This window comes from Shewanella sp. SR43-4, from assembly GCF_014163845.1.
Classification (GTDB): Bacteria; Pseudomonadota; Gammaproteobacteria; order Enterobacterales; family Shewanellaceae; genus Shewanella; species Shewanella vesiculosa.
Window position 1 is genome coordinate 77520 of sequence record NZ_JACJEB010000014.1, and the last position, 22187, is coordinate 99706.

Below are 22187 nucleotides of genomic sequence, written 5' to 3' on the forward strand. Positions count from 1 at the left end.
TTATTTACACTAAATCGTGATTCGGTTGGTTCTTTGTTGCAATGATGATGGCTCTCTTGGGAGCGGGATAACCTTCTACAGTTAAACTGACATCATTTGGATCGAGATAATCAACTAGAGATTCATTTTTCATCCATTGGGTACTACGTTGTTCCGCAAGCGAGGTAATATCGATGTCAACGCATCTAATATCAATAAACTCGCATTTTTTCAACCATAGCATTAAGGCTGCAACAGATGGGATAAACCAAACGTTGTTCATTTTGCCGTATCTATCTTGTGGAACCAATACCGCGTTTTCGTCGCCATCTATTACCAGTGTTTCAAGTACCAGTTCACCACCAATTCTTAATTGGTCTCGTAATTGTAGTAAATGATCGATTGGTGAGCGACGATGATAAAGCACTCCCATTGAAAATACGGTATCAAAGGCATCTAAAGCTGGTAACTCTTCGATACCAAGAGGCAATAAGTGCACTGGGTGTTGATTACCCGCAATGCGTTTTATTGCTTCAAACTGGCATAAAAATAACGGTGACGGATCAATGCCCACAATACGCGTTGCCCCAGCCCCTAACATGCGCCACATGTGATAACCACTGCCACAACCGACATCTAATACGGTGCGATTTTTTAAAGGCGAAATATAATCTTTAACCCGATCCCATTTCCAATCGCTGCGCCATTCGGTATCAATTTGAATACCATGAACGGAAAATGGACCTTTACGCCATGGTTGAAAAACGGCCAACAAATTAGTTAGTTTCTCTGCTTGTCCCGAGCTGAGTTGCTCTCCGGTTCCAATGGTCACACTACTGCTAAAATCTATATTATCGGGTTGCGGATAATGTAATTTATTGAGCACTTTTTCCCATTTGGGTAAATTACCGTGTTTATGATCTCTCTGCCATTTACCTAAAATTGCCGGTAATGTTTCTAACCAGTGTTGTAGGTTAGAATCGGCAATGTCTTTATAAAAAGAGCTGAAATTGATCATTTAATCGCTACCATAGATGCAAAGTTAAAACATTGAAACCAAACTGAGAAGTGACTAAAGCCGTTTTCGGTTAAGCGTTGTTGATGAACATTTAAGCTGTCTGGACGCATCACGTTTTCTAATGCACTGCGCTTTTGACTGATTTCGAGCTCACTATACCCATTTGCGCGCTTAAAATCTAAATGCTGTTCATCTAATAACTGTTGTATATGATTATCTTCAAAGAATAGCTTTTCCGAAATGACTAATATTCCGCCCGGAAGCATGCCATCGTAAATACGTTTTATTAAAGCATCGCGATCATGAATAGGCAAAAATTGTAGGGTAAAATTTAGCACCACCATCGACGCATTTTGTATGTCAATTTCTCTGATATCGGCACACAGTAAATTAACTTTGATGTCGCTGACATATGCCGCAAGGTTTTCATTACAACGGTCAATCATCGACTGGCTGTTATCGACCGCGTAGATCTGGCATTGACGGCCTTCAATTTGACGACGAATACTTAAGGTTGCTGAGCCTAACGAACTGCCGAGATCATATATATTGCTGCTAGGTGTGACAAATCGATGAGCAAAATCACCAATAGTACTGATGATTTGGGCATAACCAGGAACAGAGCGGCGTATCATGTCATTAAATACACCTGCAACACGTTGATCAAATTGAAAATCAGTGATTTTATCTGTCACATGAGCGTATATCTTATCTTGTTGGGAGTTCATGAGTTGCAATGTGAAAAAATGATAGCAGTATTTTAACTAATCATGATGAACGGCAGCAAGTATTCTACTGCTAATTTGTACGTTTTTTTTGATATATTTAACGATATAATAGCTAGCGAAGGTTCTGAATGCTTATTAATGCTGATAATATGTACAAAGAGCTAAAAAATTAATTTCTATTCATAAATTTAGCACGACACAAGATAGATTAATGATATTATTTAACCTTGTTACAAAACAGCAACAAAAATATACGCCATATCGTTTTTGTGTATTTGTGTATTTGTAACCAACATTAGCAATATTTTTCATTTGCGACATGTATTGATAATGATATTAACAAGGTCTTTTGGTCGCCTCATATCGGGATCGTCATCGGTTAAAATGCCATCTTCACCTTGGTCTTGTGTGTTGATGCACAGCACACTGCTATGGATGTTAATCAAGCTTGTTAATCAATTGGCAACATGGACAAGTAATGCCTGATAAGTCTCATATTGACTCCATTTTGGATTTATTGCATGAGTTGTTGGTTGTTATAATAAGTGAAAGTATTAGGGAAAAAACTTGAAATTTATACCTTGGATATTCGCAATAGTATTTGCGTTAGCATTATCACCTGCGCAAGCAATGCATTCAGATAAAGTCGATACTTCAGTACCATTGGTGATAGTGATGGGTGAAGATACTTATCCATTTGAATATTTAAATGAAAACGGTACTCCTTCAGGTATTTTGGTTGATTTATGGCGTGAGTGGTCTGTCATTACTGATACCAAGGTACAATTTGTATCGCGACACTGGCAGCAGTCACTTGATCAACTTGAACAGCGACAGGCCGATATTCACATCGGCATGTCTAAAAATAGTGCGCGTCTCAAAAAATTTGATTTTGCCAAGCCATTCACCTCAGTAAATTCCTACTTATTCGTTCATAAATCTCTCAATAGTAAAAAACAAATTAGTGACTTAGTGCCGTATCAAATAGGTGTTGTGACAGGATCATCCCATGAGGCAACATTATCAGCGCTAGAGCCAAAGCTGAGCTTTAAGCATTATCAAAATCGTGAACAATTATTACAAGCTGCCGTGAATGGAGAGTTGTTTGTTTTTGCAGGTATGGAAGGCTATCAACGTAATTTGACCTTAGAGCAAGATATCGCGGCGAATTTTTATAGTTCGTCACGTATTCCTATTGAAAAAATCAATATATCACCTGCAGTAGCCAAAGGTGATCAAGACCTTATTAATAAAATTAATCATGGTTTTGAATTAATACCGCCTAACGTTATCCAACAAATAGAGCGTCGTTGGTTAGGCTATCATCGACAAACATCGGGTGTCATTATTGCGATGCAAAACGGCGTTGAACCTTATGTCGATATTGGTACCGACGGTTTGCCACATGGCATGTTGGTCGATTTATGGAAATTATGGTCAGAAAAAACCGGTATTAATGTTGATTTTGTTGCTGGTGACATGAACAGCAGCATTGATGACGTTAAACGTGGTGTTGCTGATGTCCATATTGGTTATCCTGAAAGCAAAGATATGCGCACAGGTTTGAAACAAGCTTGGCATATTATTTCAGTCAAAAGTCGTTTTTTTAGTGCTAACTTAAGCATCAATAACATTGAAGATATTGCGATGCGAATTGGTGTATTTCCAACGGCACCTTATATTAGTGAGATGAAAAAAGCGTTTCCCAAAGCTCAGTTACGTTTTTATGATTCATTAGACAGCATGGTAAAAGCGGCTCAGAATAAAGAGATCAGTGGTTTTGTGTCTTCTGCAGCGATGGCATCGCATTACTTGCTGGCAAATAAACTGTGGGCAGAATTTCGTCAATATACGGATATCGAATTTTCCACCGATATGTATGTCTTAACCCGGATTGATGACAGCGGTCTAGCGGACCGAATTCAAGCCGGTTTTAATTTAATCTCTGTTGAAGAACAAATGCAAATAGAGCGTAAGTGGTTAATTAATCCCGATGATCGTTTTTTTGCCAATTCTGCCCATAACATTAAATTGACGACCCAGCAAAAGCAATATATCAGTAGCTTAGGAGCCATTAAAATGGGTTACCTAAAAAACTGGGCGCCGATGGAATTTCAAGGGAGAAATGGGGAATTTTTAGGGATTAATGCAGACATTAAAAATTTATTAGTCAAACAACTTAATTTAACGATTATCCCTGTGCCTTACGATGATTTTCGCCAAATGATAGATGATCTTATTAAAGGCGATATTCATCTTGTTGCCAGTATGGCCAAAACCCCCGAACGCGCAAGTAAACTGGCATTTTCATTAGTCTATTGGCCATCTCCTTGGGCGATAGTCACTTCTTTAACTCAACCTCCCATTTTTAATATTTCACAAGTAACCGGAAAACGCTTAGCTGTTGTCGAGGGGTATCAGATTGTCGATCAGTTGCGTCAGCAATATCCGGGAATAACATTAGTGTTTGTTGCAGATACTAAACAGGGGATGGCAGCCGTGCTTAATGGGTCGGCGGATATGTTTATTGAGCAGGTGGCATCATTAGCGACAACCTTAAAAAGCGGCCAATATCCCAGTTTGAAAATGTCGTTATTAGCTGAGCTTACCGAGCAACATAGCCATATTGGTTTATTTCCAGGGGTTAAAAATTTGGTGCCTTTAATTGATAGGGTTCTTGCCACTATTGATGAAACCGAACAACAAAATATGTACCAAAAATGGGTATCGTTAGATCTCAACAGTGACACGGTACAGTATCAACCTTGGTTTAAATATTTGGTGATTGTTCTGTCGATTATCACCCTAGTTGCCATTGTTATACTCGTGTCAAGTAGACGCTTAAATATTGAAATTCAAAAGCGCGCTAAAGTAGAAGAAGACCTAAGGTTTATGGCCAGTCATGACAACATAACGGCTTTGCCTAACCGATATATTTTCGAAGATAAATTAGCGCAAACAAGCCTAGCTCATCAGCGAGATAAATTAAAATTTGCATTGTTGTCTATCAATTTGGATGGTTTTAAAGTCATAAATGATAAACATGGCTATCATGTTGGTGACAAGTTACTGCAACGTATTGCGGTGCTACTGACTCGCCATTTGAAAGATTCTGATACTGTAACGCGGTTTGTAGCAGATGAATTTGTGATGCTATTAAATCAGATTGAAACCAAAGAAGATGCTCGCCAAGTTGCGGAAAACATACTCAGCACGTTAAAAAAACCGCTGCTAATCGGTGATGTCAGTATTACTATTTCTGCCAGTATCGGTATCGCCATATTTCCTGATGATTCTGATAACGCTGCCTCATTATTGAAAAAATCAGATCAGCTCATGTATCAGGCTAAAAAAGTCGGTGGCCATCAATATAAAATGAGCTAGTTTTGATTGATGGTTTTTCAGTCAGTCAATCCAGTTTATTCGCTATAGGTCTGGTTAATTGCCTTAATCTGATTGATACTTCAATGCATAAGTTTGAGTCACGGTATATAATGCCGTTTTTATCATTTTCGATTTCCAAAATACCGCTTTGTGGATAAAGGATAGAGTTCAATGCGCAGTCATTATTGTGGAGACATTAATCCGTCTCATCTAGGTCAAGAAGTTACTTTAGTCGGTTGGGTAAACCGTAGTCGCGATTTAGGCGGAGTTGTGTTTTTAGACTTACGCGATAGAGAAGGGCTAGTTCAAGTTGTTTTTGACCCAGATCTAAAAGACGTTTTTGATATAGCCAGCACATTGCGCAGTGAGTTTTGTGTTCAAATTAAAGGTGTTGTGCGCGCTCGTCCAGAAAGCCAAGTCAATTCACAAATGAAAACCGGTGCAATTGAGATTTTAGGTACGCAACTGACAGTGATTAATGCATCAGCTCCGTTACCTTTAAGCATGGATAATTATCAAAATAACAGTGAAGAACAACGCTTAAAATATCGTTATTTAGATTTACGTCGTCCAGAAATGGCCGAGCGTCTTATCTTCCGCGCTAAGGTCACCAGTTCTGTTCGTCGCTTCTTAGACACCAATGGTTTCTTAGACATCGAAACGCCGATTTTAACCAAAGCGACCCCAGAAGGTGCACGTGACTATCTAGTCCCAAGCCGAACGTATAAAGGTCAATTTTTTGCGTTACCTCAATCCCCACAGCTGTTCAAACAGTTGTTAATGATGTCAGGTTTTGACCGTTATTATCAAATCGTTAAATGTTTCCGCGATGAAGATTTACGTGCCGATCGCCAACCTGAATTTACCCAAATCGATATCGAAACATCTTTCATGTCTGCTGAACAAGTCATGGAAAAAACTGAGCAAATGATGCGCGGTTTATTTCACGATTTATTGAATGTTGATTTAGGCGATTTTCCGCGTATGACTTACGCCGAAGCCATGAAGCGTTATGGTTCTGATAAACCCGATTTACGTAATCCACTTGAATTAGTTGATATTGCTGATTTAGTTAAAGACGTCGAGTTTGCGGTATTTAATGGCCCAGCAAACGATGTTGAAGGCCGTGTAGCCGCATTACGTATTCCGACAGGCGCATCATTATCACGCAAGCAAATTGACGATTATACCAAGTATGCGGCAATTTATGGCGCGAAAGGCTTAGCGTGGATGAAGATAAATGACTTAGCTGCAGGTATTGAAGGTATTCAATCTCCTGTACTTAAGTTCTTAACTGAATCGATAGTTAACGATATTATCAGTCGTACTAATGCACAAACAGGCGATATCATTCTGTTTGGTGCCGATAAAGCCAATGTTGTTGCCGAGGCTATGGGAGCATTGCGCTTAAAAGCAGGTGAAGACTTTAAGCTGCTTGAAGGTCAATGGCGTCCAATGTGGGTTGTTGACTTCCCTATGTTTGAAAAAATTAACGGCGGTTTCCACGCTGTTCATCATCCTTTTACAGCTCCTCGTGGTATGAGTGCTGAACAGTTGGCTGCAGATCCTGCAGCAGCAATTTCAGATGCCTATGATATGGTGTTAAATGGCTGTGAGTTAGGTGGTGGTTCAGTTCGTATTCACAACGCTGAAATGCAAAGCACAGTATTTAATATTTTAGGTATTGAAGCTGAAGAAGCCAAAGAAAAGTTCGGTTTCTTACTTGAAGCATTGCGTTATGGTACTCCGCCACATGCTGGTTTAGCATTCGGTTTAGACCGTATTATTATGTTAATGACCGGTGCCAGCTCTATTCGTGACGTGATGGCTTTCCCGAAAACGACTACCGCTGCATGTCCGTTAACCAATGCTCCAGGATTTGCTAACCCAGTGCAACTCGCTGAGTTAGGCATCGCCGTGGTTGAAAAGGTTAAAACAGAAGAGTAAAGCGCTAACGTTAGCCATTTGCTCGCCCTTAACAGGGGACTACATACCGAGGCTTTTGCCTCGGTACGTTTTTTACAAGTAAACGAGTTTACTTGGTACGTCCTATTGAATAGTAAGGAGATACAATGGCTGGACACAGTAAATGGGCCAATATTAAACACCGCAAAGCAGCACAAGATGCTAAACGCGGCAAGTTATTCACCAAATTCATTCGTGAACTGACCGTCGCGGCCCGCGAAGGCGGTTCAGAAGTTGATGCCAATCCTAGATTACGTGCTGCAGTTGATAAAGCCTTATCCAATAATATGACTCGCGATACCGTTGAACGCGCCATAAAACGCGGTGCCGGAGAGATAGATGGTCAGCAACTAGAAACTATTATTTATGAAGGCTATGGACCTGGTGGAACGGCGGTGATGGTCGAAACCATGACAGATAATCGCAATCGTACTGTTTCAGGCGTGCGCAATGCCTTTAATAAATCGGGCGGTAATTTAGGCACCGATGGTTCTGTTGCCTATTTGTTCACGCAATCAGGTATTATTTCTTACGACAGTGATATCGATGAAGACAGCTTAATTGACAGTGCCTTAGAAGCGGGTGCTGAAGATGTCATCACCCATGAAGATGGCTCTATCGACGTTTTTACTACGCCAGAAGCTTTTGGCAAAGTCAAAGATGCACTTGATAGTGCGGCTTTTGGGGCTGTTCATGCTGAAGTGACCATGGTCGCGTCATTAAAAGCAGAGCTTGATGCCGATATGGCTGAAAAGTTTTTACGTTTAATTGATAACTTAGAAGATCATGATGATGTACAAGAGGTATATCATAATGCTGAGATTTCAGATGACGTTATGCAAGCGTTAGATAACGCATGAGGCATCAATGGCCATTATTTTAGGTGTTGACCCGGGTTCACGTATTACCGGTTATGGGGTGATCCAATGCCAAGGCCGTCAACAGATTTATCTTGGTAGTGGCTGTATTCGAACATCCGCCGATGAGTTACCGCAACGCTTACAGCAAATTTATGCTGGGTTATGTGAAATCATTACCCAATATCAGCCCGACGAGTTTGCTATCGAGCGGGTGTTTATGGCCAAGAATGCGGATTCTGCCCTTAAACTGGGCCAAGCGAGAGGTGCGGCGATTGTTGCTGCAACCTGTGCTGGTTTACCGGTTGCAGAATACAGTGCAACACAAATAAAAAGTGCCGTAGTTGGCACTGGCAGAGCTCAAAAAACGCAAGTACAACATATGGTGAAACAATTACTTAAGCTACCAGCTTCACCACAAGCTGATGCGGCCGACGCATTAGGAGTAGCAATATGTCATTTTCATACTTATCAAAGTCTTATCGCTATGGGCGGTAAAGCCAGCAGCAGAACATATGGAAGATACAAATGATAGGTCGATTAAGCGGTATTTTAGTTGAAAAGCAAGCGCCTGAAGTGGTGCTAGACGTTAATGGTGTAGGCTATGAATTACAAGTGCCGATGACCAGTTTTTATGAATTACCTGCGTTAAATCAAGCTACCATGTTATTTACCCATTTTGTGGTGCGCGAAGACGCTCAGTTGCTTTATGGTTTTATCACCAAACAAGAACGGGCGTTATTTCGTTTACTGATTAAAACTAATGGTGTCGGCCCTAAGTTGGCGTTAACGATTTTATCAGGTATGACGGCATCTGAGTTTGTATCATGTGTTGAACGTGATGATATTGCCACCTTAGTGAAATTACCTGGAGTGGGTAAGAAAACGGCTGAACGATTAGTGATTGAAATGCGCGATAAGCTTAAAAGTTTGCTTGAAGCTTCTGCCGGTTCTGAGCGCGAGTTTATGCTACAGAGTAATTACACCCCCGCGCCAGCAGCTGAAAGCGCTGAAGAAGATGCTATTTCTGCCTTATTATCTTTAGGCTACAAGCCCGCTCAGGCCAGTAAGTCGGTTTCAGCGGCTTTTAAGCAAGGTATGAGTTCTGAAACGTTAATTAAAGCTGCTTTAAAATCAATGTTATAAGTATGATATGCATAAACAGGGTACGTAAAAATGATTGAAGCTGATCGCCTGATCCAGCCGCAAGTACAAGGTCAAGATGAACTGATTGATCGTGCTATGCGCCCTAAAATGTTGGATGAGTATACTGGTCAAGATGACACTCGTGCCCAGCTTAAGGTTTTTATACAAGCTGCGATAAATCGCCGCGAGGCCCTTGATCACATGCTGATTTTTGGCCCTCCAGGTTTAGGTAAAACAACCTTAGCAATGATTGTCGCCAATGAGATGGGGGTGAACATCAAATCCACTTCTGGCCCCGTGCTCGAAAAAGCCGGCGATTTAGCGGCCTTATTAACGAATCTTGAAGAGGGTGATGTGCTGTTTATCGATGAAATACATCGGTTAAGCCCTGTGGTTGAAGAAATTCTTTATCCGGCGATGGAAGACTACCAACTGGATATTATGATTGGTGAAGGCCCCGCAGCACGTTCGATTAAATTAGATTTACCGCCATTCACGCTTATTGGGGCGACCACTCGAGCTGGAGCACTAACATCACCACTGCGGGCGCGTTTTGGTATTCCACTGCGTTTAGAGTTTTATAATGTTAAAGATCTTACCACTATCGTGACACGCTCAGCGAATGTGATGGAGCTTGAGATTGATCAGCAAGGTGCGATTGAAATTGCCAAACGTTCACGAGGCACCCCGCGAATTGCTAACCGTTTATTACGCCGTGTTCGCGACTATGCGGAAGTTAAACATGATGGCAAAGTCACCCAAAAAGTGGCCGAGTATGCACTTGATTTGCTTGATGTTGATGAGCAAGGTTTCGATTATTTAGACCGTAAACTCTTGCTGGCAATTATTGATAAATTTATGGGTGGTCCAGTAGGATTAGATAACCTTGCCGCCGCGATAGGTGAAGATAGAGAAACGATTGAAGATGTATTGGAGCCTTTTTTAATTCAACAAGGCTTTATTCAGCGCACTCCTAGAGGACGAATAGCCTCCCAGCGTGCCTACGATCACTTTAGTTTGCTAAAGCCAGAATAGTCCGTCTCGATGGGTTAACGTTGAATCATTAATTTTGCTTTGTGTTTTGGGTATCAGATTAGCCCAAATTTTTTAATCAATTGTTTATCAGCATATTATCCGCTGCATGCTTATTGCAGCTAACAAAAAAGCCAGCAACTTGCTGGCTTTTGTTATTTTTACTTATCACTAATACTAATACTAATACTAATACTAATACGTACCATATTAACCTAAAGCTGCAGTTGCTGACTTTTTCTGAATTAATTCAATTTTATATCCATCAGGATCTTCAACAAAAGCGATTTCAGTGCTTCCGCCTGCAACCGGCCCTGGTGCTCGGGTGACTTTACCTCCTGCTGCAGTAATTGCATCGCAGCGGGCATAGATATCTTCTTCGCCAATGGCTAAGTGACCAAAAGCATTACCTAAATCGTAACTGTCGACACCCCAGTTATAGGTTAATTCAATCACAGCTTGGCCTGTGGTTTCTTCGCCAAAACCGACAAAGGCAAGCGTGTACTTGTATTCTGGGTTTTCTGATTTACGCAGTAATTTCATCCCCATTACATCAGTATAAAAAGTGATGCTGCGATCTAAATTGCCTACGCGGATCATCGTATGAAGTAGTTGTGACATGATATACTCTCTTATTAAAAATTTATCTGACTGTATCAAGCTCAGATGCTAATGAAAAGTCTGGCGGTTAATACCCATAAAATTTTGCTTTAGCTCACATTTGTGAGGATATTTTTTGGGTTAACTCATAAAAAGCGTTATTCTTGCAGTATACACATTTGGAGGCAAGACAATGACTACAGAATTAAAAATGGCTTTAGGCACAACAGTTGTAATCGCAATTTGTTTCAGCGCATTTTTTGTGTCGATGTTTTAAGCACCCGCAAAAATAGATAGCTCCATTTGACCCAATGCCAAATGAACGTACAGCATGTTAATTGAGAAGTTAACATGCTGTACGTTTTTTTATAAACTCTCACAGTGCTTTTGGTGCTTTGAGGGTTTATTTTTTACAAATCTTGTTTTGCAGACAACTCCCACAAGGCTTCAAAAATACAAACGCCACCGAGAGGTTTTGTCGCTAAGCACAGTTCACTGGTCCTGGAGTGTTCGATGGTTGCAGATCCGAACGTGACATTTCATCGGCTCTGATCACGCTAATTTCTGGACGCCTAACTCAGTTTGAACTGTAATATAACGACGAGAAAGGTGCTAACCAAACTTGTTTTCATGATGTTTTAAGGTTAATTCTACCCGTTCCAATGCTGTCATGATCATCGCCGCAATTGATGGCGATTGGTTTTTAATAAACAATGTTGACGAATGAGCCGCACATAATACTTCAGCACCGCTCCATTGCTCCGCTAGATCCGCGACCCAATGCCGAAAATCATCAGCAGCGCCTTTGCGTCGTTCCAATGTTTTCGACAGTGTCATATGAAAAGCCAATTCTGGACTTTTTAAAAAACGGAGTAAACCGGGTAATTGAAAGTACATTAACGTGTCGTCAACGTGAATGGTTTTTGACTCTTTGTGGTAAGCAAGCACCGATGAAAAATGTAGGTGCTCGTTTTTGGAAATAAAATCGACCCCGCGGGGCACTGAAAATTCAAAATCCTCTGAAAACAAAGCAGCAAACTCGTTTGAATTGGTTAACTCTGTTTGCCATGTTAGGTTGGGCAATTTATCGATATGGCGCTGCGTTCCATAGAGTTTTGCGTGTGGATAATCGCCATGTATTTTTTCAATATGCACTGTATGAAATGGATGCAAGTTAATAATCGCTTCAATGTCGACTCCATTGTTGGTCAGCGAATCGACTTGCTGTTTAATGTCGTCTTGCATTTCATAAGCGTCGAGCAAAACAAACTTGCCGTTACCGCGCTTTACTAAAGAAGCGTGTGTTCCAATATTTAGTAAACCGAAAATCTTAAACTCACCACGAATATTCCAAAACTCATCTGAAATTTTTAATATTTTGTCAGTCATAATTAATACTCATCGCTTGCTTCTCCTCAGGATAATTCACCAAGAATGATAAACAGAGTGAAGTAAATTGTTATTTACTTCACTCCGACGGCTTATTCCCTAGTTGCTAGGCTCTTATGTTTTATCTGCTATCTAAAATAGCGACACAGAGACCGAAGAGCAAAAAGGATTTGCAGAGAAATGACAACATAAGCACTCAGGCAAGGGATACTTCTGATCTAGCATTTTTTCCTCTGGCCCGATAATCCGTTTGAGCCCGCATGCTAAAAATCGCTCTCTTGTGTTGGCTTACAATGTAACTGGTTCAACAGCAGACCTAAGCTGCTGTGATTTTTATCATGCCAGTTTGCATCTTGCTCCTGTCCAATAGAGTGGCTTTGCGCTTACAGTGGCTGCCTAGTGGGACGAATGATAATCTCGTTGACATCAACATCTGCCGGCTGCTCGATGGCATAAGCAATTGCTCGCGCAATCGCATCAGGGTCAATGGCCATCTCATACATTTCATCAACACCCTTGGCAGTATCGGGGTCGCTGATTTTACTGGTCAGCTCGGTCGCTACGGCACCAGGGGAAATATTGGTGGAGCGGATTTCCCCATTGCCTTCTTGACGAATGCCTTCTGATAGCGCCTTGACGGCAAACTTGGTAGCGGAATAAACGGCGGACGCGGGAAAGACCTTATGCCCGGCTACCGACGAGAGATTAATAATGTGGCCGACATGCTGCTCGCGCATGGTCGGCAGCACCGCGGCAATGCCGTAGAGCACGCCTTTGATATTGACATCAATCATTTTCTCCCATTCGTCGACTTTGAGTTCATCGAGGGGCGATAGCGGCATCAGACCAGCGTTGTTGACCAGCACGTCGATGCGTCCGTAAGCTTCCTTCGCCGCCTTGGCCAGCGACTCGACTTGAGCGCGGTCAGTGACGTCGGTAACCTGATAAATAGCTTCACCCCCCTGATCCTTGATCGTGTCACGCAGCTCCACAAGGCGTTCTTCGCGGCGGGCAGCAAGCACCAGTTTAGCGCCACCCTTTGCCAGGCGTAGTGCTGTGGCTTTACCCAGACCACTGCTGGCACCGGTAATGATAACGACTTTGCTATTGATCTCTGACATGGATTTTCTCCTGTTGAAATGAATGATTGAATTTTATACGTTAACGGTTCCAAGCTTAATGTTACGCCAGCGACACTAGGGTTAGGCTGACTGCATATTCTGCGTCATACCGTCGTAACGGCCTGTAGTGGCGGCCTCCATCAGTACGTGTGCCACATCCGCTCGAGATGCCTTGGCCGATTTGTCGACATTGTCACCCAAGATCACATCCGTGCTTCGGCCCTTGTTGGTCAGTGCTACAGGGCGCAGGATCGAGTAAGTTACTCCGGAAGCCTTGAGGTATTCGTCCGCTTCGTGTTTGGCATTCAGGTAAGGGGCCATGTCGCCGGTAGGGTTGGATTGATCTGCGCCGATCGAGCTGAGCATCACGAAACGCTTTACGCCTGATTCTTTCGCTTGATCAATCAGTCGCTTCGCGCCGTCCCGATCCACTTTTTTGGTCATTTCAGGGCCGGTGCTTCCTCCTGAACCTGCGGCAAAGATCACCACGTCCATGCAGTCGCACAGGCCGGTTTCCAGGTCGGTCAGGTCACCATGGCGCAGGTCTACACCTTGGGGCAAAGAACTGGTATCCGAACTTTCGCGAACCAGCGCTATCGGCTTATGGCCCTGATCTATCAGGTACTGGGCCAGAAGCTGGCCCGTTTTACCGGTGGCACCGGCGACAAGAATGTTCATACTCATAGAGAAATCCTTAATGTTGAATGAAATGGGCGAAATTGTGGGTGTAAAGCCAGGTCAGGGCAGGAAAATCGACTTTACGTTGACGAACTCCTTGATGCCGAAACCACCGTGTTCACGTCCGTATCCGGAATTCTTGACCCCGCCAAATGGCATATTCGGATCAGCAGCCCCAAACGAATTAATGCGGATCATGCCTGTGTCAAAGTCATCGCGTGCCAGTTTGAGGGCTCGTTCCTCATTCTTTGAAAAGATCCCTCCGCCAAGTCCATAGCGGCTTTCATTAGCCAGTCGCATGGCGTCCTCATCATCAATAGCGCGGATGATCGACGCGACCGGCCCGAAGATTTCATCGTCATAAGCGGGCATTCCGGGCGTAAGATTTGCCAGCACAGTGGCGGGATAATAGGCACCTGTGCGTTTTGGCACTTCGCCACCGCAGAGGATTTTTGCACCCTTGGCGACGCTGGCGTCCACCTGCTCCTTAACGGTGTCAAACTGCTCCTGGCTGGAAAGCGGCCCAATCTGGGTATTCTTATCCGTGGGGTCACCCATGTTGATTTTTTGCATTTGAGCGACGAAAGCCTCGACAAAGGCGTCATAGACCTTATCGGTCACGATGAACCGCTTGGCAGAAACGCAGGTCTCTCCGTTGTTGTAAAGTCGGCCCATAACCGAAAATTTTACGGCGGTTTCAATATCGGCATCCTCAAGCACCAGATAAGCGTCATTCGACCCCAGTTCTAGCACTGTCTTCTTTAACTCTTTGGCTGCCACAGCCCCGATGTGTCGCCCAGCACCGTCGCTACCGGTCATTGTGACACCACGGACCATTGGATGGGCTATCAGCTTGTCGCTGGTGTCGTGATCGATCACCAAAACCTGGAACAGGTCCTCGGGCAAGCCGGCCTCAATACACAATTCACGCAAACGAAGTCCGGAGCCAGTGCAGATGCTGGCGTGCTTCAGAACACAGCCATTACCTGCCATCAGATTGGCTGCCAGCACACGGATCGGCTGGTAAAGGGGAAAGTTCCAAGGCTGGATTGAATAGATGACGCCGATTGGCTGATAACTGATGACGCCGCGTTTGCCGTTGAGTCCTTGCACACGCTCTTCATCAGCCAGCGCTTCTGGTCCATTTTCAGCGGTGTAATCTAAGATCGCAGCACAGAGTTGAACCTCAACGAGACCATCTTTCAGGAGTTTGCCGGTTTCGTTGGTCATCAAGGCGGCCAATTCATCGGCATTGTCACGTAGTTTTTGACCGATGTTATTAAGATAGGTGGCCCGTTCCAGATGGGGTAGTTTACGCCATTGCAGAAATGCCCCATGGCAGGACTCAAGCCGAGCCGTCGCCTGCTTTTCGGTCATTATGTCGTAGGAATGGATTGCTTTTTCAGTCGCGGGATTAATGGTGGTGATTGTCGTCATGGTTGCTCCTTCCGAGTCTGATGGGTAAACGCCGTTGGCGTTAGCTTTGGTGTATTATCAGTCCGTTGGCGGGATCTGTCTGTTCGCTTGCCAACACTACCGTGTTGCAAACAGCGCCGAGCTCCTGCTGGTAGTGGAAAAATGGCCCAAAGAAAAAAGCACATACTTGATCGATTCAGCATGGTCTGGTGTGTTGGCTTGAGGGTCATTGAACCCTATGTTGGAACAAGTCAATCGACTAAAGAGCGCTAGGCAGGTATGTTGGTTTTCCCCCTTTTCTGTAAGAATGCGGCGGCCAGAGAACAAATTTGATGGTGCTAATTCCCCAGGCGATATCTTGTTGTGAGGGGACTCGCATGGGCGGCAGTAAATTGCTTGGCGCTGAAATGAGCGGTGACGTTGGTATTGACCCACTTGCTGTAATGCCAGCAAAATAGTTTATCTTTAACCGCTTGATATGTTTTTCCTGTGTGGCAGGAAAAGATTAAGTGAACCACTGGACTCTCGAAAGTATTCAGTCCAGAAATTATGCTATTTGTCAGATCAGTTATGTTATATGTCGGATCAGTAATGGCAAATGTGCACATTCGATGACTCAATATAAGCCTATTCGAGCGCTGATTATGCGCTTATATTTACATCCCAGAGAAAACTTGAACGTCGGTTATCTGAGTGTTACCGAGCTTCAAGCCGCCTGGAACAATAAGTGTACTAGTAGCAAAAGCCGATGGTCGGCTCTTTTTCCAGAACGCCAGGAGCGATCTGCCGACCTTCAACATTTTTGGCAGTCTAATTAAATTAGACCGATGCGACAAGCTGACGCTTAGTTAATGAAAGTGTCTCTAATCCCAGAGATTACTTTTCATTTTCAGACGATGATGACTTCTGTGAGTCTGCTGATTTTTCTTCTGACGTTTCTTCTGACTTTGTTTCCGACAACATAGTATTGAGCTTTTCACCGCCTTTGGCGCCAAAATCCAATGTTCTGATAGGAAAGGGAATTAAGATGTCAGCTTTTTCTAGTGCTTTTTTAATTTCTACCACCGCAGTATGTCGAGCTTTCATAAAGCCAGTGTCTCCTGGGTAATCGATCCAGAACCAGACCACTAAGTTTATACTGCTGTCTGCAAACCCCTTAGCAAACACGGCAGTTTGTTCTTTTTTGATAACAAAATCACAGGCGTTTATCGCTTCTTCGATAGCTCCAGCGGCCTTTTCTGGGTCGTCTGCGTAAGAAATACCAACGGGTACTTCGATTCGCCTGACCCCTGTAACCGTATAATTAGTGAGTACGTTTCGAAATAAGATTTTATTTGGAATAACTTCTATTTGGCCAAAAAACGTTTCGACTAATGTGTTACGCAAATTAATGGTTTTTACTGTGCCGAATACATCTCCTGCCTCAACCACATCGCCAATTTGAAATGGCTTACGAATACCCATAGCAATACCAGCAATAAGATTCTCTGCCATGTCTTGAAAAGCAAAACCAAGCGCTAGGCCAATAATACCTGCGCCAGCTAAGAGTGACGTTACGGTGCCGGTTAACCCCAAAAACTCTAGAGCGATAAATAGCCCTGTCAACAACACCAGCATCTTGATAATTGATGAAAGTAGATCGGCAATTTGTTCAGACTCTAAGGCTTTATGAAGCACTTTTCGAACGACTCTACCAACATATTTAGCCAGTAAGCCAAAAAACATGGCTAAGAGAAAGGCGACTATAAAATTTGGCAAGTGTTTAATGCCAGCTTCTAGCCAGCCTTGTAATTTTTCGTTAATTAGCTGCCAGAATTTGTCTAATACAGAGAGGTCCATTAATATTATTTCCACTATTATTTATCATCGTTCTTTAATGCAGATACAGCCCATGTATTGAGCTTTTCGAGTGTCGAGGAGAGGTAAAATAAAATGACATTTTTGACAAAATGAAAATCCATGTAGCCTCATATTTTCCATACTAACATCTCTTTACTATCCCTGAGGGAGTGAAATTCAGCGCACTATCTTCTATTACTTAAAAAAGCTCAGCATATGCTGCGGACAACAGAGCTTTTTACGCCGTCATCACCCGATGTTATTCGCCCAAAGTTAAAGATGTCACAAGCTGAGTTTGCGCGGCGACTGGCGTAACTATGGGCACGTTGATGTTTCTCTATTTCCGAGGGGGAGTTTGGTATGATTTGTTAAGCTAAAAATATGTGTCAATAGCAATCGTGGGCTAGCCAAATATGGGGGTATCGCTATTGATAAAACCAATTTTATCATTGAAAAAGAATAGGTTAGCGCAAGAAGTACACATTGTTAAGTTAAGTTAAACCTAGCCTTTTTGGTTCTTTTCTTTAAGCCTTTGCTTCTTGAGGCAGTCCAGTTTCGCGCAATGCTTTTGTATCTTTTAATGGAGACTCACCAAAAAAACGGCGGTATTCTCGACTAAATTGAGAGGGGCTTTCGTAGCCAACTTTGTATGTTGTCGTCGTCGCATCTAAGTTTTCGGTTAACATTAAACGACGAGCTTCATTCAAACGTAAACTTTTCTGAAATTGTAGAGGCGTCATAGCCGTGACTGAACGAAAATGACTGTAAAATGCAGATTGACTCATTCCACTGTAATCGGCTAGATCACTTACGCTTAATGGTTTAAAAAAGTTATTTCTAAGCCAATCAATTGCTTTAGATATTTGGTAGCTGTGGCTCTGAGTTGTGACGATTTGATTAAGCAGGATACCTTGCTCTGTCGTCAAAAGACGAAAAAAGATTTCTCTTTGAATTATGGGTGCTAAAGCTCCTATATTATCGCTCTCATCCAACAGATCTATTAGTCGAGTGAATGCGTTTAATAGCGACTCAGAAAGTTGTCCAACGGCAATCCCTTTTGTGGTCTTTTTATCGTAGGAAAACAAATTCTTATTTTCAGCAATCAGCTCTGAAATAATTTGTAGATCCAGCTCCATAACCAGCCCGAGATAAGGATGCTCATCGCTTGCTTGCATAATATTAGCAATGACCGGCAAGCCAACAGATGAAACAAGAAAATGATTGGCGTCATAAATATAACTTTCATCACCTAATAGAACACGCTTCTTACCTTGAGCAATTAAACAAACACTCGGGTGATGAATATAACTTGTTGGCGCGGTAGTAGATGGCCATCGGGTTAATTTCAATCCTGGAATTTTAGTCTCGACCTGGTTAACGCCTTTTTCCATCCATTTATCAATTTGTCTCGCCAGCTTTTCAGTATTGGCAACTCTACTTTGTGAACCGTTCATCATCATCCTAGTGGCAATATATATCGTAATGTTTAGTTTTAACATTTGGAATTTGCATAAGCTAATCGCGCTGATTAAAGCAATAGGCTATTAGTACAAATCAAATCCATCAACCGGTTTATATTTTTGTTCATTTTACAGAGACTAACTACCATTAAGTGCTATTGACTCCGACTGATGGCGTTTTTAAATAAAATGATTAGGCAACTTTAGCTATTGCTAGGCTAGTAGCGCTGATTTTATAAACCTTAGCAAAAATAGATGTTCACACTTAAGGCATTGTACTTCTGCCAGGACCAAAACAGCCAATGACATTAATGACCACCACAAACCACCGACATTACCACTTATTCAATGCCAAAACTGAAAACAAAGCTAACTCATATAGGCAAAAGTTGCCATATTATTTTATATGCAGGAATAGGCAATGATAAAAAAACTATAGGCAATAGTTCAGCAAATATAAATGATAAGTTAATCACATCAAAATTGAGCAGCTAACTTAGATGATTTATTTGATTATTTTTCAGAAAAGTCTCTTTCCTTACCATCAATTTAACAGCGATTTTATTTATGAATATAGCGTCAGTAACAGACTCGCTTGAACCTTCAGAGCAAGCCATTATTCCAATCGCGGCATTTACTGCAAGCGGTGATATAGAAAAGTTACAAGTCAGTTTACATGAAGGTTTGGATGCCGGCTTAACGATCAACGAAATTAAAGCAATCCTGGTTCAGATGTATGCCTATGCAGGCTTCCCCCGCAGTTTAAATGGACTTTCTGCGTTTATGAGTGTTGTGGATGACCGGAAAAAAACTGGCATGACTGACATTGTCGGCTCTGAGCCTAAGCCTTTACCTACAGACCGAACCAGCCTCGAGTTCGGTACTGAGAACCAGACCAAGCTAATTGGTGCTGAAGTTAAGGGACCATTATTTGAATTCTCGCCTGAAATCGATACTTACCTGAAAGCTCACCTGTTCGGAGATATTTTCGAACGAGATTCCTTAAGCTGGAAGCAGCGAGAAATTGCCACAATAGCAGCTTTGGCTAATTTAAATGGTGTAAATAACCAGTTAAGTGCTCACTACACCTTTAGTATGAATAACCATGTATCTGTCAGTCAGCTCAACGAATTTATTCACATTATTGAAAAATATTGCGGCTCTCAGATTGCCGCAAATGCACTGCAAGTACTTAACTCTGTGCTTGACACTCAATAAGGTATAACAGCCTCGACAAAGATTTATTTAACCATAATTCTATCGCTTAATCAGGAGGCCATTTCATGAATAAAATGTTTCGTCGACTGTAAAAGCCAAATTACTCAATAGTTTGGAAGTGATATCGACTACTAATGCTGAAGCCGATACTAATACAGAACAGACAGCTTATCATTCAAAAGACCATCAATCGTTTCAAGGCCCAGATCTCCTTTTTAGCGGCCAAGTTAACGTCGATATGTTATTCCCAGGAAATGACGTCACGAATTACAGTGGCATGGGGCTACAGCTGATTCTACATCCTCAAAAGAGGGTGGAAATGTTATCTGGAAAGAAAAAGTAGTTAACGAGCAATACGCGACAGCTAGCTAATAAAATTGTAGTGGCATCGTTAGCTATCGCGTTAGAAATGCTAATACACAACAGCAGGTTACTTATGGTCATGAGGTCGTTGGCTATTACTGTTGAGAACCAAGTTTACATTAACAACAACCCTAATTTTTAAACTGCAAATGTTAAGGATTTAAAATGAGCAATAACGTAGAGAATAAAGTCATCGTAATTACTGGAGCATCAAGCGGAATGGGCGAAGCTGCAGCGCGTCACCTTGCTTCTATGGGAGCCAAAGTCGTTCTCGGTGCTCGCCGCGCTGATCGTATAGATCAATTGGTTTCAGAGATTAAATCAAAAGGTGGTGAAGCACTCGCTCTGGCAACTGACGTAACCAACAAAAACGATGTTAAAAACTTAGTTGATGCGGCAATTAACACATTCGGACGCATTGATGTTCTTATCAACAACGCTGGAGTTATGCCTCTTTCGATGTTTGAAAGTGTCAAAGTGGATGAATGGGATCAGATGATTGATGTTAATATAAAAGGTGTTCTATACGGTATTGCTGCTGCGCTGCCGCCTATGATAGAACAGAAAGCTGGACACATAATTAACACAGCATCGGTCGCAGCTCATCTCATCTTCCCTGCATCATCGGTCTATTCTGCAACCAAATTTGCTGTTCGCGCATTAACCGATGGTTTAAGACAAGAAGTCACGCCACACAATATCCGTACGACTTTAATTAGCCCTGGCGCCGTCAAAACCGAGTTACTTGAGCATATTAGTGATAAAGAAGTGCAAAGTGCCAACCAAGATTATGTCGGCCAAGTGGGGATCCCAGCTTCTAGCTTTGCAGATATGGTTACGTTTGCAATTAGCCAACCAGAGTATGTTGATGTAAATGAAATTATTTTTAGACCGACGGCTCAATCTTTGTAACTCTGCCAATTAATCGCCAATATTTTAAGTTTAATTATTGGCGATTTTTATTAGCCAATATCGAGTAACCCTATCGCAATGATTACATACCATAATTTGTTAACCTACTCTGAGAGGCTAGTTGAAGATAATTGGCAGCATAAAATACATTTTTATCAAACTACAACCAACACAACGGATACCTTCTACTATGGAATATAAGACACTAAATAATGGCTCTAAAATGCCCATGTTGGGCTTTGGTGTTTTTAAAGTCACCGATAAAGAAGAATGCAAAAATTCAATCCTCAATGCAATCCGTGTTGGCTACCGTCTTATTGATACCGCAGCCGTTTATGGCAATGAAGATGCCGTAGGTGACGCTGTACGTGAAGCAATTAAACACGGCCTCTGCACTCGTGAGGAGTTATTTATTACTTCAAAATTATGGGTACAAGACATGGCCAGCTACGATACAGCGAAAGCTGGCATTGAGGCATCACTTAAAAAATCAGGCTTAGAATATTTCGATTTATATCTACTTCATCAGGCTATGGGCGATTATTTTAGCGCTTGGCGTGCAATGGAAGATGCGTACGAACAAGGTAAATTAAAATCTATTGGTGTATCTAATTTCTATGCTCACGTATTAACCAACTTTTGTGAAACGGTCAAAGTTCTCCCAGTGGTGAATCAGGTAGAAATGCATCCTTACTTTTCACAAGCTGCGGCCAATGAAACAATGAAGTATTACAATGTGCAGCCAGAAGCATGGGCGCCCTTAGGTGGTGGTCGCCATAAACCGTTTGAAAATGAAAAGCTTCAAGGCATTGCAGCAAAACACGGTAAAACTATTGCTCAAGTCATTTTACGTTGGAACGTACAACGTGGCGTCACTGTAATCCCTAAATCGATTAAACCAGAGAGAATTCAAGAAAATTTTAATGTCTGGGATTTCATGCTATCTGCTGATGAGATGGACAAAATCAATAGTCTAGATTTGGGTTACGTTGGTGAAGCTATCAAGCACTTCGACCCAGAATTTGTTCGCGCTTGTCTCGGTGTCAAAATTCATGATTAATCATGCCTCCATTATGACTGAT

Annotated in this window: 20 protein-coding genes; 11 read left to right on the plus strand and 9 right to left on the minus strand. The window is 42.2% G+C overall.

Translation table 11 applies throughout. The annotated features are described in order from the left end of the window. Window positions 1-4: 4 nt before the first annotated feature. On the minus strand, window positions 5-997 hold the full coding sequence (cmoB, locus tag H5123_RS15605; protein WP_182698565.1) for a tRNA 5-methoxyuridine(34)/uridine 5-oxyacetic acid(34) synthase CmoB: 993 nt from the start codon (window positions 995-997) through the stop codon (window positions 5-7). Beyond that, window positions 994-1725: a carboxy-S-adenosyl-L-methionine synthase CmoA gene (gene cmoA, locus H5123_RS15610; RefSeq protein ID WP_182698566.1), complete on the minus strand. Its 732-nt coding sequence runs from the start codon at window positions 1723-1725 to the stop codon at window positions 994-996. The genes cmoB and cmoA overlap by 4 nt, the downstream gene beginning before the upstream one ends. A 567-nt stretch (window positions 1726-2292) precedes the next feature. On the opposite strand from cmoA, the gene H5123_RS15615 reads away from it, so the two are divergent. From H5123_RS15615 to ruvB, 6 genes are all read left to right on the plus strand, one after another. Next, on the plus strand, window positions 2293-5109 hold the full coding sequence (locus tag H5123_RS15615) for a transporter substrate-binding domain-containing protein (protein ID WP_182698567.1): 2817 nt from the start codon (window positions 2293-2295) through the stop codon (window positions 5107-5109). Window positions 5110-5280: 171 nt separating this feature from the next. Continuing rightward, entirely contained in the window at window positions 5281-7056 is a 1776-nt protein-coding gene (aspS, locus tag H5123_RS15620; RefSeq protein WP_124018184.1) for an aspartate--tRNA ligase, read from the plus strand. Window positions 7057-7181: 125 nt separating this feature from the next. Beyond that, on the plus strand, window positions 7182-7934 hold the full coding sequence (locus tag H5123_RS15625; protein ID WP_182698568.1) for a YebC/PmpR family DNA-binding transcriptional regulator: 753 nt from the start codon (window positions 7182-7184) through the stop codon (window positions 7932-7934). 7 nt (window positions 7935-7941) lie between these two features. Further along, window positions 7942-8463, plus strand: coding sequence for a crossover junction endodeoxyribonuclease RuvC (ruvC, locus tag H5123_RS15630; protein WP_124018186.1), 522 nt, complete (start codon window positions 7942-7944; stop codon window positions 8461-8463). After that, window positions 8460-9077: a Holliday junction branch migration protein RuvA gene (gene ruvA / locus H5123_RS15635; protein WP_124018187.1), complete on the plus strand. Its 618-nt coding sequence runs from the start codon at window positions 8460-8462 to the stop codon at window positions 9075-9077. The genes ruvC and ruvA overlap by 4 nt, the downstream gene beginning before the upstream one ends. A gap of 30 nt (window positions 9078-9107) precedes the next feature. Further along, window positions 9108-10112 (plus strand): Holliday junction branch migration DNA helicase RuvB, encoded by a 1005-nt coding sequence (ruvB, locus tag H5123_RS15640; RefSeq protein WP_124018188.1) that lies wholly within the window; start codon window positions 9108-9110, stop codon window positions 10110-10112. Between the two features lie 207 nt (window positions 10113-10319). Here ruvB and gloA read toward each other — a convergent pair whose 3' ends face one another. The 5 genes from gloA to H5123_RS15665 form a co-directional block, all read right to left on the minus strand. Continuing rightward, window positions 10320-10730, minus strand: coding sequence for a lactoylglutathione lyase (gene gloA / locus H5123_RS15645; RefSeq protein WP_124018189.1), 411 nt, complete (start codon window positions 10728-10730; stop codon window positions 10320-10322). A 591-nt stretch (window positions 10731-11321) separates the two neighbouring features. Further along, window positions 11322-12098: a hypothetical protein gene (locus H5123_RS15650; RefSeq protein ID WP_182698569.1), complete on the minus strand. Its 777-nt coding sequence runs from the start codon at window positions 12096-12098 to the stop codon at window positions 11322-11324. 383 nt (window positions 12099-12481) lie between these two features. Further along, a complete protein-coding gene (locus H5123_RS15655) occupies window positions 12482-13219 on the minus strand; it encodes an SDR family oxidoreductase (protein ID WP_124018190.1) in 738 nt (245 codons plus the stop codon). Between the two features lie 81 nt (window positions 13220-13300). Then, window positions 13301-13903 carry an SDR family oxidoreductase gene (locus tag H5123_RS15660; RefSeq protein ID WP_207891333.1) on the minus strand — a complete coding sequence of 201 codons (603 nt, stop codon included), beginning with the start codon at window positions 13901-13903 and terminating at the stop codon, window positions 13301-13303. A 54-nt stretch (window positions 13904-13957) separates the two neighbouring features. Then, entirely contained in the window at window positions 13958-15334 is a 1377-nt protein-coding gene (locus tag H5123_RS15665; protein WP_182698570.1) for an NAD-dependent succinate-semialdehyde dehydrogenase, read from the minus strand. Between the two features lie 311 nt (window positions 15335-15645). Here H5123_RS15665 and H5123_RS20680 point away from each other — a divergent pair, with 311 nt between their 5' ends. Continuing rightward, window positions 15646-15771, plus strand: a complete 126-nt coding sequence (locus tag H5123_RS20680; RefSeq protein WP_259395678.1) for a hypothetical protein — start codon at window positions 15646-15648, stop codon at window positions 15769-15771. 418 nt (window positions 15772-16189) lie between these two features. Here H5123_RS20680 and H5123_RS15670 read toward each other — a convergent pair whose 3' ends face one another. Both H5123_RS15670 and H5123_RS15675 read right to left on the minus strand, forming a co-directional pair. Next, complete coding sequence (locus tag H5123_RS15670; RefSeq protein ID WP_182698571.1) at window positions 16190-17152, minus strand: mechanosensitive ion channel family protein; 963 nt, start codon at window positions 17150-17152, stop codon at window positions 16190-16192. 524 nt (window positions 17153-17676) lie between these two features. Continuing rightward, window positions 17677-18606, minus strand: coding sequence for an AraC family transcriptional regulator (locus H5123_RS15675; RefSeq protein ID WP_124018193.1), 930 nt, complete (start codon window positions 18604-18606; stop codon window positions 17677-17679). Window positions 18607-19179: 573 nt separating this feature from the next. Between H5123_RS15675 and H5123_RS15680 the strand changes: the two genes are divergently transcribed. From H5123_RS15680 to H5123_RS15695, 4 genes are all read left to right on the plus strand, one after another. Then, window positions 19180-19830 (plus strand): carboxymuconolactone decarboxylase family protein, encoded by a 651-nt coding sequence (locus tag H5123_RS15680; RefSeq protein WP_182698572.1) that lies wholly within the window; start codon window positions 19180-19182, stop codon window positions 19828-19830. A gap of 118 nt (window positions 19831-19948) precedes the next feature. Then, complete coding sequence (locus H5123_RS15685; RefSeq protein WP_220487663.1) at window positions 19949-20173, plus strand: hypothetical protein; 225 nt, start codon at window positions 19949-19951, stop codon at window positions 20171-20173. 185 nt (window positions 20174-20358) lie between these two features. Then, window positions 20359-21105, plus strand: a complete 747-nt coding sequence (locus H5123_RS15690; protein ID WP_182698573.1) for an SDR family oxidoreductase — start codon at window positions 20359-20361, stop codon at window positions 21103-21105. 190 nt (window positions 21106-21295) lie between these two features. Then, window positions 21296-22165 (plus strand): aldo/keto reductase, encoded by an 870-nt coding sequence (locus H5123_RS15695; protein ID WP_182698574.1) that lies wholly within the window; start codon window positions 21296-21298, stop codon window positions 22163-22165. Window positions 22166-22187: the final 22 nt, after the last annotated feature.

Coding starts and splice junctions, on each gene's coding strand:
- aspS (WP_124018184.1), top strand. CDS start 5,281: ATGCGCAGTCATTATTGTGGAGACATTAATCCGTCTCATCTAGGTCAA.
- cmoA (WP_182698566.1), bottom strand. CDS start 1,725: ATGAACTCCCAACAAGATAAGATATACGCTCATGTGACAGATAAAATC.
- H5123_RS15665 (WP_182698570.1), bottom strand. CDS start 15,334: ATGACGACAATCACCACCATTAATCCCGCGACTGAAAAAGCAATCCAT.
- H5123_RS15675 (WP_124018193.1), bottom strand. CDS start 18,606: ATGAACGGTTCACAAAGTAGAGTTGCCAATACTGAAAAGCTGGCGAGA.
- H5123_RS15655 (WP_124018190.1), bottom strand. CDS start 13,219: ATGTCAGAGATCAATAGCAAAGTCGTTATCATTACCGGTGCCAGCAGT.
- H5123_RS15695 (WP_182698574.1), top strand. CDS start 21,296: ATGGAATATAAGACACTAAATAATGGCTCTAAAATGCCCATGTTGGGC.
- H5123_RS15650 (WP_182698569.1), bottom strand. CDS start 12,098: ATGACTGACAAAATATTAAAAATTTCAGATGAGTTTTGGAATATTCGT.
- cmoB (WP_182698565.1), bottom strand. CDS start 997: ATGATCAATTTCAGCTCTTTTTATAAAGACATTGCCGATTCTAACCTA.
- ruvB (WP_124018188.1), top strand. CDS start 9,108: ATGATTGAAGCTGATCGCCTGATCCAGCCGCAAGTACAAGGTCAAGAT.
- H5123_RS15680 (WP_182698572.1), top strand. CDS start 19,180: ATGAATATAGCGTCAGTAACAGACTCGCTTGAACCTTCAGAGCAAGCC.
- H5123_RS20680 (WP_259395678.1), top strand. CDS start 15,646: ATGGTGCTAATTCCCCAGGCGATATCTTGTTGTGAGGGGACTCGCATG.
- H5123_RS15625 (WP_182698568.1), top strand. CDS start 7,182: ATGGCTGGACACAGTAAATGGGCCAATATTAAACACCGCAAAGCAGCA.
- ruvC (WP_124018186.1), top strand. CDS start 7,942: ATGGCCATTATTTTAGGTGTTGACCCGGGTTCACGTATTACCGGTTAT.
- gloA (WP_124018189.1), bottom strand. CDS start 10,730: ATGTCACAACTACTTCATACGATGATCCGCGTAGGCAATTTAGATCGC.
- H5123_RS15660 (WP_207891333.1), bottom strand. CDS start 13,903: ATGAGTATGAACATTCTTGTCGCCGGTGCCACCGGTAAAACGGGCCAG.
- ruvA (WP_124018187.1), top strand. CDS start 8,460: ATGATAGGTCGATTAAGCGGTATTTTAGTTGAAAAGCAAGCGCCTGAA.
- H5123_RS15690 (WP_182698573.1), top strand. CDS start 20,359: ATGAGCAATAACGTAGAGAATAAAGTCATCGTAATTACTGGAGCATCA.
- H5123_RS15670 (WP_182698571.1), bottom strand. CDS start 17,152: ATGGACCTCTCTGTATTAGACAAATTCTGGCAGCTAATTAACGAAAAA.